Source organism: Suttonella sp. R2A3 (genome assembly GCF_021513215.1).
In the GTDB taxonomy this organism is placed as follows: domain Bacteria; phylum Pseudomonadota; class Gammaproteobacteria; order Cardiobacteriales; family Cardiobacteriaceae; genus JAHUUI01.
In genome coordinates, this window is the sequence record NZ_CP090975.1 from 1,607,076 (window position 1) to 1,619,641 (window position 12,566).

Consider the following 12,566-nt stretch of genomic DNA (forward strand, 5'->3'; position numbering starts at 1 on the left):
AAGGACAAATACCGCACGATCATCTATCGAGAACCTATAAAATTTTTGAGTGAAAAATTATAGCATAGTGTTTTATTGCTGATATATAGCGGCTTTTGGCTATTTCCATTAAAAATGGGTAGTTGTTTGCCGCTGTGTTTCATAAAAAGTATAAAAAATAAATATATTAAAAATAAGCGATTAAAAAATAATTTGGCAAAGGTGGTGGTTGTTGATTACGGTATCTATAATGAAGGCGATCACTAATCGGGGGATCGATGAATCTGGTTCTGGCATCGCAATCACCAAGGCGGCGTGATCTGTTGACGATGCTTGGCGTGTCATTTACCCAGTGCGCGGCTGAGGTTGATGAGACAGTCGCGCAAGGCGTATCGCTTGAAGACAGTGTTCGCCAACTGGCTGAGCGTAAAGCGTCCGCAGTCGCTGGGCGTTATTCTCAAGATCAGATCATTTTAGCAGCTGATACACTGGTTGGTTTAGATGACCGCTTATTCGGCAAACCCGCTGATGATGCTGAGGCGCTATCGATGTTACGCTCTTTAGCCGGGCGTACCCATCGTGTGGCGACAGGATTCTGCCTGCGTCGTGGTGATGAAGTCTATCGTGAGGTAGTGTGTACACAGGTCACGATGATGCCGGCCGATGAGGCGTTATTTGCAGCGTATATAGCCAGCGGTGAACCGTTTGGTAAAGCCGGTGCTTATGCCGTGCAAGGGCGCGGCGCAGCGTTGATCGAAGCGATCAATGGAGATTTTTTCAATGTGGTAGGGCTACCGGTTCATGCACTGGTAAGACGCCTACGGCAGATGGATGAGATGATTTTTTTACAGGCTTTTTCGAGGCAACTTTATGGAGACGTTCAATACCGAAATTCTGATTAACCATACCCCTTACGAAACCCGTGTCGCGATTGTTGAAGATGGCATTTTGCAAGATGTAATGGTTGAGCGCGAACGCCGACGGGGCATCGTTGGCAATATCTATAAAGGCAAAGTGCAGCGGGTTTTGCCAGGGATGGACGCAGCATTTATTGATATTGGCTTAGAGCGCACGGGTTTTTTGCACCTCAAAAATATAGGACGCAAAGATGAGGATGCACCACAGCGTATTAGCGATGTGTTGCGTGAAGGGCAAACGCTGCTCGTGCAAGTGCTGAAAGATCCGATTGGCAGCAAAGGCGCGCGCTTGAGTACGGAAATTTCCATTCCTTCGCGGTTTCTGGTTTTCTTGCCTAACGCCGATGATATCGGGGTGTCGATTAAAATTGCTTCCGAGGCGCAGCGGCAATCGTTGCGCGATTTAATGGTCGGCTTTCATCGTGGGCATCAAGGCGGGTTTATCGTGCGCACCGCGATTGAATCGGCTGATATGTGGGCGATGCGCGCCGATATGCAATACCTTCAGCGGGTGTGGGAGGCGATTTTACAGGCGCAGCAGCAAGCTAAACCCGGCACGCTGATTTATCGCGACCTGCCGCTGTATCTGAAAGTGCTGCGTGATTATGTCTCACCGCAGGTTTCGCGAGTGGCGATTGATGATCATGATGCGTATCAGGAGATGTCGCGTTTTGTCGAAAATTTCCTGTTTGAAATGTCGGATCGCCTGCTGCATTACCGAGGCGAGAAAACGCTTTTTGCCCGCTTTGGGATTGACGATGAAATTGAACTCTCGCTTAAACGCCATGTGCCGTTGAAATCCGGTGGCCATTTGATTATTGATCAGACTGAAGCGATGACCACGATTGATGTCAATACTGGCGGTTATGTGGGTAAATTATCACAAGACGACACGATTTATCGTACCAACCTTGAGGCAGCACATGCCATTGCTCGTCAGCTGCGCCTGCGCAACCTTGGGGGGATCATCATGCTCGATTTTATCGATATGGTGAACGCTGAGCATCAACAAGGGGTGATGGAAGCATTGATCTTGGCGCTCGGTGGCGATAAAAATAAATATACCATCAGCCCGATTTCCCCCTTAGGAATCATTGAGATGACGCGTAAACGTACGCGTGAAAGCCTGCGCCAGGTGATGTGTGAAACCTGCCCATCGTGCGAAGGGCGAGGGTATGTAAAAAGCACAGAAACCATCGTTTATGAATTATTTCGTGAATTGATGCGCGAAGCCCGTGAATTCAATCCAAAAATGCTCAGTGTGATTGGTTCACCTGAGCTGATTGATTTTATTCGTGAGGAAGAATCATTGAGCTTTTCTGACTTGCAAGCATTATTGAAAACGCCTATTCGCCTGCAAAGTGATACCAGCTATCATCACGGGCTTTATGAGATCGCGCTATCGTAGCGCGATCTCACAGTGATTACTCTTTCGGTGCGTCAGGCTGGTTTTCGGGGTGTGCGGCAATAAACTCAGGAAGCTCGTTGCAAGCCGCGTCTAAAGCGAGCAACTGCGGATAATCGTCAGAGGGCAGTTAAAGCGGCGCGCGTTATACATTTGCGGGATGATAAAAGCCTCAAGGTAGCCGGGCTCGCGACCAAGAGAAAACGTCATGCCGCGCAATACATTACCAATTTGCGCCTCAAGGGCCGTGAATCCTTCAGCAATCCAATGCTGATACCATGCGGTCTTCTGTTCGTCACTAATCCCGAACTCACTGGTTAAATACGTCAGCACTTTGAGATTATCCAATGGATGAATCTCGCAGGCGATGATTTGTGCCAGTGCACGCACATGCGCCTGCTTTGCAGGGTCTTCAGGCAGTAGTGCCGGCTCAGGGTGGCGCAGCTCAAGGTAATCGATGATCGCTTGTGACTGGCTGAATACACCGTGTTCATCTTGATAAACCGGGATCAAACCTTGGGGATTGATTTCGCGGAAGTGTTTTTGATGTTGTTCACCGCCACCACGCACTAAATGTACCGTTTGATAATGGTAGTCTATGCCTTTGAGCGCAAGTGCGATGCGTACCCGATACGATGCGCTCGATCGCCAATAGCCATAAAGTGCTGGACTCATGAAGCCCCCGGATATTTGCTGACTTTTTGGTCAATCGCGCCAAAAATACTCTCGCCTTCTTTGTTAAACATCTCAATACGTACGGTATCGCCAAAGCGCATAAATGGTGTGCTTGCGCTGCCATCAGTGACGATTTCTAGCATGCGTTTTTCTGCCAAGCATGATGAACCGGTTGAACGGTCATAATTCGAGATTGTCCCTGAGCCAATAATCGCGCCAGCACCAAGCGGACGGGTTTTAGCGGCATGGGCAATCAGTTGAGGGAAATTAAAAGTCATATCGATGCCGGCGTTGGGCTCACCAAATAGTTCGTCGTTGATGTGGCTGGTTAATGGCAAGTGAATTTTGCCATCACGCCAGGCGTCATCAAGCTCATCAAGGGTTACTGCGACCGGAGAAAAGCTCGACGAAGGTTTGGATTGGAAAAACCCAAAGCCTTTAGAGAGCTCGTTTGGAATCAGGTTGCGTAAAGAGACATCATTAACCAGCATCAGTAATTTGATGTGTTTCTCAGCAGCCAGTGGAGAAACGCCCATTGGAACATCATCGGTAATGACTGCGATTTCTGCTTCAAGATCAATGCCCCAGTCTTCGCTGGCCAGAGGAATGGGTGCACGTGGTGGAATAAAGCTGTCAGACCCGCCTTGATATATTAAAGGGTCATGCCAAAATGATTCTGGCATTTTGGCACCGCGTGCCTGACGCACCAGCTCAACGTGGTTAACGTACGCACTACCATCAGCCCATTGATAAGCACGAGGTAGTGGTGAAGCGCAATCATTTTGTTCAAAATCAAAGGCATCGCTAACCTCGCCTGCGTTAAGCGCACGATAACGATCTTGCAGTTTAGGCTCAATTTCCGCCCAATTATCAAGCGCTGCTTGTAGGGTAGGGGCAATATCATTGACTAACGCCGCACGGGTTAAATCGCGAGAAACAACAACCAGCTTGCCGTCACGCCCTTCATTTAATGAAGCGAGTTTCATCGTTTTATTCTCCTGTTTTAATAGTGTGTCTATAGTTGCATACGAAACAATCCTATGCAATGATAATCTGTATAGATTATCTTAATGTTGTAGTGATGGTTCGGCGATAGATAGTCTGTTATGACAACGATATAGAGGAAACACAATGATGAAAAAAAATGTACAGCACTTGTTGATTGGTGCAGCGATTAGTGCGACAACGTTAGCCGCATCAAGTGCATGGGCAAAAACGGTGCTCACTGTATCCACTTGGGGATCACCAAACCATGGCATTAATACCACTGTTTGGCCTGAGTGGGGCGAGGCTATTGAGGAGGCTACCGAGGGTCGTGTCACACTCGATGTGGTTTATGATTTAGGTCCACCACAGGCACAGATGGACTTGGTTGCTGATGGTGTGGGTGATGTCAGCTGGATTTTCCATGGGCATTATCCTGGACGTTTTAGCGCCACCCAACTGCCGGAGTTGCCGTATTTTGTGGATATCTCATCTGAAGATATGTCAAAGGCCTATTGGCGCGTGTATAGCGATTATTTAAGTAAAGCCAACGAACATCGTGGTGTGGAAGTGTTGGGTGTTGGGGTACACGGCCCGGGACAAGTCTTTACTAAAGAGCCAGTAACTGGCTGGGCTGATCTTGATGGACAGCGGATGCGTGTTGGTGGTGGGATTATGAATACCATTGCCGAAGATCTGGGAATCGCTGGGGTTGCGCTGCCTCCAACAGGTACTTTTGAAGCAGCTTCACAAGGTGTGATTAGTGGGGCGTTATTGACCCTGGAAGCGTTAAAATCGTTCCGTTTGGCTGATGTGTTCCCGTACACCTATCAGGTGCCAGGTGGTTTATATCGTGGTAGCTTTTCAATCGTGGTTAACCCCGATCGCTGGGCGCAAATTGACGCAGCTGATCAAGAAGCGATCAAAGCAGTCTCAGGTGAGCAGCTTTCTGCACTATTTGGTCGCATGATGGATGAGCAAGATGCGATTGCCGTGGAGTATGCGAAAGGGATCGGTCATACCTTTAATCATGTGGATGACGCAGCTTTGGCTGAAATTAAAGAGCTGACTGCCAAACTTCCAGAGCAATGGGTGGCAGGAAATGAAGGTAACGGCTACGACGCACAAGCGGCGCTAGATGCGTTTCAAAAGGATATTGGTGTTGATCAATAATCTGCGAGGAGCGCTTTATGACACGCCTTAGCCAATGGATAGAGCGGATTTTTCTGCCTTTTCTCACCTGGCCCGCGATGTTCATGCTGATGGCGATGATGCTGATTACTGTGGTTGATGTGTTGGGCGTTAAACTCTTTAGCGCCCCCATAAAGAGCAGTATTGAGCTGACTCAACTGGCATTGGCGGTAATGACTTTTTGTATCTTTCCGTTAGTCTGTTGGGATGAGTCGCATATTAGCGTGGATTTACTGGATCAATTTACCCCTTCTTGGTTGCATCGCGCCCGGCGAGTGCTTATTCATATTGGTGCGAGTATTGCGCTGGCCTTGCTGGGTTGGAAACTGCTCGAATTTGCCCAACGCTCGGTAAGTTATGGCGATGTAACAGAATTTTTGCGTATCCCGATTAGCTATTTGATTACTGTAATGGCGGTGATGGGGTGGCTTTCTGCGTTGATTTCATTGCTTAAAGCGATGGTGGTTGCTTTGGGCAAAAAGGATAAAGTATGACAGAGTCGTTGTTTGGTATTGGCGCGCTGATGGTATTGTTGTTTGCGCGTGTACCACTGGCATTTGCTATGGCATTCATAGGGTTTGCTGGCTATTATTTTTTACTCGGCGGAAACTATAACGCAGCAATGGCGATGACCACCCGTCGTATTGTTGATACCGCGATGGAATACAATTTATCGATTGTTCCGTTGTTTATCTTGATGGGTAATTTTGTTAATAAAGCCGGGCTTTCAGATGCGATCTATCGAGCGTCGAATGCCTTTATTGGGCACTTCCGTGGTGGGCAGGCGATGGCGACGATTCTTGCCTGTGGTGGCTTTAGTGCGATCAGTGGTTCGAGTCTGGCGACTGCTGCAACGATGGCTAAAGTGGCGATGCCGCAAATGCGGCAATATGGCTACGATGATAGTCTGGCTTCAGCGTCAATAGCCGCTGGTGGAACGCTAGGGATTTTGATCCCTCCGAGTATTATTCTAGTGATTTACGGGATTATTACGGAACAGAACATTATCGATCTATTTGCTGCAGGGCTGATTCCGGGGATCCTCGGCGTGATCCTGTATTTATTAGCTGTCGTTTATTCGGTTCGTCGACGCGAAGGCTGTACGCGTTCTGATAAATCTTCTTGGTATGAGCGCTGGCAGAGTTTGCTCGGTGTGAGCCATACGATGCTGTTGTTCTTTCTGGTTATTGGTGGGATTTATGCGGGATGGTTTACCCCTACCCAAGCAGCTGCAATCGGCGCCTTTGGGGCAATGATTTTAGCTCTGGCTAATCGTAAACTGAGTTGGGGTGATTTGCGTGAGGTGCTGATTGATAGTGCACGCACGAGCTGTATGCTGTTCTCGATTATCATTGCGGCGCTGATTTTTTCCAATTTTGTTAATCGTGCCGGACTACCAAACGCCTTGCTGGGCATGATCAGTGCGGCTGAGCTTTCACCGATTATGGTGATCATGTTGATTATTGTCATCTATTTTGTGCTCGGCTGTATGCTTGAAAGTATGTCGATGCTGTTACTGACCGTACCACTGTTTTTCCCGATTGTTGCGGGATTAGGCTTTGACTTGGTGTGGTTTGGCGTTTTAGTGGTGGTTGCGATTGAAATCAGCTTGATCACACCACCAGTTGGTATGAATGTCTTTGTTTTGCAAGGGGTGTTGCCCGATGTCACTGCAGGCACTATTTTCCGCGGGATTATGCCGTTTCTCGTGGCCGATATTATACGTATACTGCTTATCGCGCTGATACCAGGGCTTTCCCTCTGGCTACCGACGCTGATTAATCAATGGACAGGAGGATGACGATGGGTGAGGGAAGTTCGTTTGCTTTGGTGCAATTTTTACCCTATCAACTCAATATGCTCGCCGATAAAGCCTCATGCGAACTTTCACGAATTTATCACGAAGATTTTGGCATTAGTGTGCCGCAGTGGCGGGTGTTGGTGTGGTTGCAAGCAGAAGAAGATGTTACCGCGCAATTTATCGCTGATGCGACCCGTATGGATAAAACTAAAACCTCACGCGCTATCGCCGGCCTGGTTGATCGTGGCTATGTGTTGCGTGAGGCTGATCAACGTGATTTACGACAAAATCGCTTACGTCTAACCGAACAAGGTGACGCGCTGCTGGCCGTGTTATTGCCGCTCGCTCAAGCTTGGGAAAACCAATGGCTTGAGGTGTTAAGTGAAGACGAACAGCAGCAATTTAATAACTTATTATCGCGCCTAGAAGCGCGACTTGGCACCATAATATAACGATTAGAGAGGGGCGCTGATGGCTAATGTATTGCTTTGGCAACCAGATCATTCGCGTATTGAACAAGCGAATGTATCTTTATTGATTCAATCACTGCACAACGATTATCCTGAGGTTAGCGACTATGCGAGTCTGCATGCGTTTAGTCTCAAACATCAGGCGGCATTTTGGCGGCATTTGGTTGAATTTTGTCAACTCCGTGGCGATTTTCCTGATCCGGTGATCGAGCAACCAGAAAGCGCTGAGCATGCGCAATTCTTCCCCAATGCTCGGCTCAATTTCGCTGAAAACATGCTTCAATACGGTGAGCATCACCCTGATGAGGTGGCGATCCTTTATAAAGTGGAAGAAAACAGCATTGGCTCGTTAAGTTGGTGCGATCTGCGTGCGCAAGTGAGTCAATTGCAGCAGGTGTTACAGGCGCGAGGGGTAGGTTCAGGGGATGTGGTTGCAGGTTATTTGCCAAATTTCCCGCAAACCGTAATCGCCATGCTCGCCACCACATCGTTGGGTGCGGTGTGGAGCTCGACTTCGCCAGATTTTGGTAGTGAAGGGGCGATTGACCGTTTTGGCCAAACACGCCCGAAAGTGCTCTTTAGCGTTGATGGCTATACCTATAACGGTAAAGTGCATACCTGCCGTGATAAGGCACAAGCCGTGGTCTCAGCGGTGGATAGCATCGAATGCTGGATAGAAATCAGCAATATTGGCGCTGAGGCAGCGCGTTTAACCTGTGCAGAGTCTTGGGATGAGGTGCTCGCGGCTTACTCGGCTAAGCCGCTAACCTTTGTGCCTTGTGAGTTTAATGACCCGCTGTATATTCTCTATTCATCAGGGACTACCGGTAAACCTAAATGCATCATTCATAGTGTGGGCGGGATGCTACTGAATAATCTCAAAGAGCATCGCCTACATTGTGATGTTCATCCTGGAGATCGGGTGTTTTATTTCACTACCTGTGGTTGGATGATGTGGAATTGGCTGGTAGGCAGCCTGGCCAGTGGCGCGACGATTTGCTTATACGAAGGTTCCCCGTTTTACCCAAATGGTGAGGTGCTTTGGGATTACGCTGAAACCGCTAAATTTAGTTTGTTTGGAACGGCTGCGAAATATTTGGCCACCCTTGAAGAGCAGCAGATTACACCAGTAACCAGCCATGATTTGCGTGCTTTACGCACATTGTGTTCAACCGGTTCTGTGTTGGCGCCTGAGCAATTTGATTATGTCTATCAGTCGATTAAAAGCGATATTCACCTCACCAGTATCGCGGGCGGTACTGATATTTGTGGGTGTTTTGCGATCGGTAATCCGCTGACGCCGGTTTATCGAGGTGAAACACAGGGTAGTGGTTTAGCGCTTGATGTACAAGTGTTTGACGAACAGGGACAGTCGGTGCGTGAACAGCGGGGTGAATTGGTGTGTTGTAATGCGTTTCCAAACCGCCCACTAGGGTTTTATGGTGATGAGGATGGCAGTCGCTATCATCAGGCGTATTGGGCGCGTTTTCCAGGTGTTTGGCACCATGGTGATTTTGTCGCGCGTAGTGCTCATGATGGGCTGGTGTTCTATGGACGTTCGGATGCGGTGTTAAACCCTGGTGGTGTACGTATTGGTACGGCAGAGATTTATAACCAGGTGAATGCCATGGAAGCGATTAGCGATAGCGTGGTGATTGGTCAAGATTGGGATAACGACTGTCGGGTGATTTTATTTGTGGTGCTCAAAGAGGGCTACACACTCGACGATACGCTGGTGAGCGCAATTAAAAAGCATATTCGTGAGCAATGTACGCCACGACATGTACCGGCAAAAATCTTAGCAGTTGCTGATATCCCACGAACAAAATCGGGCAAAATTGTTGAGCTCGCGGTGCGTGATGTGGTTCATGGTCGTGAGGTTCAGCAGCTCAGTGCGCTTGCGAACCCACAGGCATTAAGCTATTTTGCTGAACGAGAAGAATTAGCTGATTGAAGCATTCATTAAATGAAGGAACAACGATGACTTTAGCAGAAGTCTTATTAGATGCGCTAAAAGCGCGCGGTGTGGCAGAAATCTTTGGGATTCCTGGTGATTTCGCTTTGCCATTGTTTAAAGCGATTGAAGAAAGCCAGATCTTGCCGTGCTATTACCTCAGTCACGAACCTGCGGTAGGGTTTGCTGCGGATGCGGCCGCACGCATGCGTTGCGCGCCTTCTGTGGCAGCAGTTACTTATGGCGCAGGTGGCTTTAATATGGTTAACCCGATTGCTGCGGCTTATGCAGAAAAATCACCAGTGATTGTGCTTTCAGGGGGCCCGGGGGATACGGACAAACAAACCGGATTATTGGTCCACCATCAGGCAAAAGACCTTAATTCACAGCTTGCGGTGTACCGTGAGGTCACTTGTGATCAAGCGATTTTAGATGACCTATCAACCGCGCCACAAACGATTGCACGGGTGTTGGATAATTGCCTGCGCTATTCAAGACCGGTGTATTTAGAAATCCCACGCGATAAAGTCTTTCAACCGTGTGAGGCCGTGCCGGCACCAGTGGATGATTTATGGCCACACCAGCAAGCAGCGCTCGATGCGTGTGCTGATGCGGTCTTATCTCGGCTACAAAATGCAGAACAGCCGATCTTGGTGGTTGGGGTGGAAGTGCGGCGTTTTGATCTTGAAGCTCAAGTGGCGGAACTCGCGAAACGCTTAGATATCCCGGTAGTGACCACCTTGATGGGGCGTGGCATGCTGGCCAACGATCCTGATATTGCCTTGTTAGGCACATATCTTGGTTCTGGAGGTGACGCGGATTTAAGCGCTCGGGTTGAAGATGCCGATGCGATGTTTTTGCTCGGGGTGATTTTGACGGATAATAACTTCGGTTTATCCGGACAACGGGTTGATTTTCGCCGCGTGATGCACGCCGCCGATGGTCAATGCTCGATGGGCTATCATATTTATCCTAATATTGGCTTGAAGCCGTTATTAAACGCGTTACTCGAACGCTTACCTGCTTGTGACGTACCTAAAAAGCAACGTCAACTACCAAGCTATCCACAAGGCTTTGTCGCCGATGACGCAGTGTCTACGCCAACCGATGTTGCCACGCTGATCAATGATCATTTTCATCGTCACGAAAAAATGCCGTTAGCGGCAGATATGGGGGATTGTTTTTTCACCACCCTTGATATTGAATCTACTGAATTGGTCGCTCCAGGGTTCTACGCGACGATGGGCTATGGAATTCCGGCGGGGCTAGGGTTGCAGGCCGCTGATGGTCGTCGTCCGATTATCTTGGTTGGTGATGGCGCGTTTCAGATGACCGGTTGGGAGTTGTTGAATGCCCCTCGTTATGGCTTTAACCCGATTGTCTTGGTGTTTAATAATGCCAGCTGGGAGATGCTACGTACCTTTCAGCCTGAGTCGGCCTTTAACGATTTGCCTCGGCTTGATTTTGCCGCGATCGGTGAAAGCTTAGGAGGAAAAGGTCATCGCGCACCAACACGCGCAGCGCTTGCAAACAGTTTTGCTGAAGCGCTGGCTGATGAAGCGCATTTTCATATTATCGACATTCAGATTGAGCGCGAAATCTTATCCAATACGCTGGCGCGTTTTGTCGCCGGCTTTAAAAAGATGCGCGAAGGTTAATCGGTCTATAAGCAATAATAAAAAAGCCTCGCTTAAGCGAGGCTTTTGTTTTTAGCTTGAGAGCCTATGGGTAAACATGCAAGGTTTGGATGCTGGTGAATTCTTTTAATCCAGCTTCGCTAAACTCGACCCCAAAACCAGACTGTTTTATTCCACCAAATGGTGCGTGAGGTTGGATAACCGCATGGTGGTTAATCCATACTGAGCCGCACTCAAGTCGGCTGGCGATTTCTCGTGCTCGTTCGATGTCTTGTGACCAAACCGATCCACCCAGACCATTTGGACTATTGTTTGCATGGACAATCGCCTCCTCAACGTCAGAGAAGCGGATAATTGGCAGGATTGGGCCAAACTGTTCTTCATCAACCAAGCGGGCACCATCTTTGATATCGGCGACCAAGGTAATTGGGTAATAGTAACCATTGGTGTTGGTTTGTTCGCCACCGGTTAAAAAGCGTGCGCCGCGCTCTTTAGCATCCGCGGCTAAATCCATAACCAGTTGGAGCTGGTCTGGGTTCTGTAATGGGCCAAAATCGCTATCTGGGTTCATGCCATTACCAGTGATCACACTGTTAGCAATTTCGGTCAGGCCTTCACAAATCGCATCATAAACGCCATCTTGGACATACAGGCGCTTGAGTGCGGCACAAGTTTGCCCATTATTGATAAACGCGGTGGCAAAAATTTTACCAACCGCTGAGGCTACATCAACATCATCCAACACAATCGCCGCATCGTTACCACCAAGCTCAAGGGTAAGGCGCTTGAGGTTGCCGGCAGCGCTTTTCATAATGTGACGACCAGTTGGCGTTGAACCGGTAAACACGATTTTTGAAATATCTTCGTGGGCGGTGATCATTCGACCGATGCCACCATCACCACTCACGACATTAAGAACGCCAGCTGGGAGAATTTCGTTGGCGAGTTCAGCAAAGCGTAGGGTGGTAAGTGGGGTGAGTGACGAAGGCTTCATCACCACTGTATTACCTGCAAGCATCGCTGGAATGATATGCCAGATACCAATTAATAATGGATAGTTCCATGGGGTGATCGAACCCACCACACCTAACGGCTTACGGTGAACTTCAATCGTTAAATCATCGCCTTCTTGAATGGTTTCAACCGGTAAGGTTAGGCCCGCGGTTGCGCGAATCCATGCCAAAGTTCCGCCCGTTTCAAAGCCAGCCCCCATATCAGCAAAGCCATTTTGTGGTTTGCCTTGTTCTTTGGTGAGTAGCTCGGAGAGTTCGACCATATTGGCTTCAACCGCATCAGCGAGTTTCAACATTAAATCGCTACGTTCTTGCCAAGGTTTTTCCGCCCAGGCTGGGAAGGCTTCTTTTGCTGCCGCAACAGCATTTTCGAGGTCTTGTTCTGAGGCTTGAGGACAAGCTGCGACCACAGATTTATCCGCGGGGTTGATAACGTCAAAGGTGTTAGCGGTGGAGACGGCTTTACCGTTAATCCATAAAGAAAAGGTTGTCATGATTGATGCTCCTCGTTTTATTGATGCATCAGCAGCAGAAGTTCGC

At 48.6% G+C, this 12,566-nt stretch carries 10 protein-coding genes and 1 pseudogene; 8 read left to right on the forward strand and 3 right to left on the reverse strand.

Features of this window, described 5'->3' with window-relative positions; genetic code table 11:
• The first annotated feature begins 257 nt into the window (after window positions 1-257).
• Both L0B52_RS07700 and L0B52_RS07705 read left to right on the forward strand, forming a co-directional pair.
• Window positions 258-881, forward strand: coding sequence for a nucleoside triphosphate pyrophosphatase (locus L0B52_RS07700; RefSeq protein ID WP_235064144.1), 624 nt, complete (start codon window positions 258-260; stop codon window positions 879-881).
• Complete coding sequence (locus L0B52_RS07705; protein WP_235064145.1) at window positions 850-2,304, forward strand: Rne/Rng family ribonuclease; 1,455 nt, start codon at window positions 850-852, stop codon at window positions 2,302-2,304. The genes L0B52_RS07700 and L0B52_RS07705 overlap by 32 nt, the downstream gene beginning before the upstream one ends.
• 16 nt (window positions 2,305-2,320) lie before the next feature.
• Here L0B52_RS07705 and maiA read toward each other — a convergent pair.
• Window positions 2,321-2,976 (reverse strand): annotated as a pseudogene (gene maiA, locus L0B52_RS07710) (maleylacetoacetate isomerase).
• Window positions 2,973-3,962: a fumarylacetoacetate hydrolase family protein gene (locus L0B52_RS07715; protein WP_235064147.1), complete on the reverse strand. Its 990-nt coding sequence runs from the start codon at window positions 3,960-3,962 to the stop codon at window positions 2,973-2,975. Before L0B52_RS07715 ends, maiA begins: the two are co-directional and overlap by 4 nt.
• Before the next feature lie 145 nt (window positions 3,963-4,107).
• Here L0B52_RS07715 and L0B52_RS07720 point away from each other — a divergent pair, with 145 nt between their 5' ends.
• The 6 genes from L0B52_RS07720 to ipdC are packed head-to-tail and all read left to right on the forward strand — an operon-like array spanning window position 4,108 to window position 11,034.
• A complete protein-coding gene (locus tag L0B52_RS07720; RefSeq protein ID WP_235064148.1) occupies window positions 4,108-5,133 on the forward strand; it encodes a TRAP transporter substrate-binding protein in 1,026 nt (341 codons plus the stop codon).
• A gap of 17 nt (window positions 5,134-5,150) precedes the next feature.
• Window positions 5,151-5,645 carry a TRAP transporter small permease gene (locus tag L0B52_RS07725; RefSeq protein WP_235064149.1) on the forward strand — a complete coding sequence of 165 codons (495 nt, stop codon included), beginning with the start codon at window positions 5,151-5,153 and terminating at the stop codon, window positions 5,643-5,645.
• Complete coding sequence (locus L0B52_RS07730) at window positions 5,642-6,952, forward strand: TRAP transporter large permease (RefSeq protein WP_235064150.1); 1,311 nt, start codon at window positions 5,642-5,644, stop codon at window positions 6,950-6,952. Before L0B52_RS07725 ends, L0B52_RS07730 begins: the two co-directional genes overlap by 4 nt.
• Before the next feature lie 2 nt (window positions 6,953-6,954).
• Window positions 6,955-7,404, forward strand: a complete 450-nt coding sequence (locus L0B52_RS07735) for a MarR family winged helix-turn-helix transcriptional regulator (RefSeq protein WP_235064151.1) — start codon at window positions 6,955-6,957, stop codon at window positions 7,402-7,404.
• Window positions 7,405-7,423: 19 nt separating this feature from the next.
• Window positions 7,424-9,376 carry an acetoacetate--CoA ligase gene (locus L0B52_RS07740; RefSeq protein ID WP_235064152.1) on the forward strand — a complete coding sequence of 651 codons (1,953 nt, stop codon included), beginning with the start codon at window positions 7,424-7,426 and terminating at the stop codon, window positions 9,374-9,376.
• A gap of 26 nt (window positions 9,377-9,402) precedes the next feature.
• Entirely contained in the window at window positions 9,403-11,034 is a 1,632-nt protein-coding gene (gene ipdC / locus L0B52_RS07745) for an indolepyruvate/phenylpyruvate decarboxylase (RefSeq protein ID WP_235064153.1), read from the forward strand.
• 64 nt (window positions 11,035-11,098) lie between these two features.
• Here the strand turns inward: ipdC and L0B52_RS07750 are convergent, their stop codons facing one another.
• Entirely contained in the window at window positions 11,099-12,520 is a 1,422-nt protein-coding gene (locus tag L0B52_RS07750; protein ID WP_235064154.1) for an aldehyde dehydrogenase family protein, read from the reverse strand.
• Window positions 12,521-12,566 lie beyond the last annotated feature (46 nt).

Bases quoted from the DNA above. Each gene is read 5' to 3' on its own strand.
- L0B52_RS07700 (WP_235064144.1), top strand. From the start codon at position 258: ATGAATCTGGTTCTGGCATCGCAATCACCAAGGCGGCGTGATCTGTTG.
- L0B52_RS07705 (WP_235064145.1), top strand. From the start codon at position 850: ATGGAGACGTTCAATACCGAAATTCTGATTAACCATACCCCTTACGAA.
- L0B52_RS07715 (WP_235064147.1), bottom strand. From the start codon at position 3,962: ATGAAACTCGCTTCATTAAATGAAGGGCGTGACGGCAAGCTGGTTGTT.
- L0B52_RS07720 (WP_235064148.1), top strand. From the start codon at position 4,108: ATGATGAAAAAAAATGTACAGCACTTGTTGATTGGTGCAGCGATTAGT.
- L0B52_RS07725 (WP_235064149.1), top strand. From the start codon at position 5,151: ATGACACGCCTTAGCCAATGGATAGAGCGGATTTTTCTGCCTTTTCTC.
- L0B52_RS07730 (WP_235064150.1), top strand. From the start codon at position 5,642: ATGACAGAGTCGTTGTTTGGTATTGGCGCGCTGATGGTATTGTTGTTT.
- L0B52_RS07735 (WP_235064151.1), top strand. From the start codon at position 6,955: ATGGGTGAGGGAAGTTCGTTTGCTTTGGTGCAATTTTTACCCTATCAA.
- L0B52_RS07740 (WP_235064152.1), top strand. From the start codon at position 7,424: ATGGCTAATGTATTGCTTTGGCAACCAGATCATTCGCGTATTGAACAA.
- ipdC (WP_235064153.1), top strand. From the start codon at position 9,403: ATGACTTTAGCAGAAGTCTTATTAGATGCGCTAAAAGCGCGCGGTGTG.
- L0B52_RS07750 (WP_235064154.1), bottom strand. From the start codon at position 12,520: ATGACAACCTTTTCTTTATGGATTAACGGTAAAGCCGTCTCCACCGCT.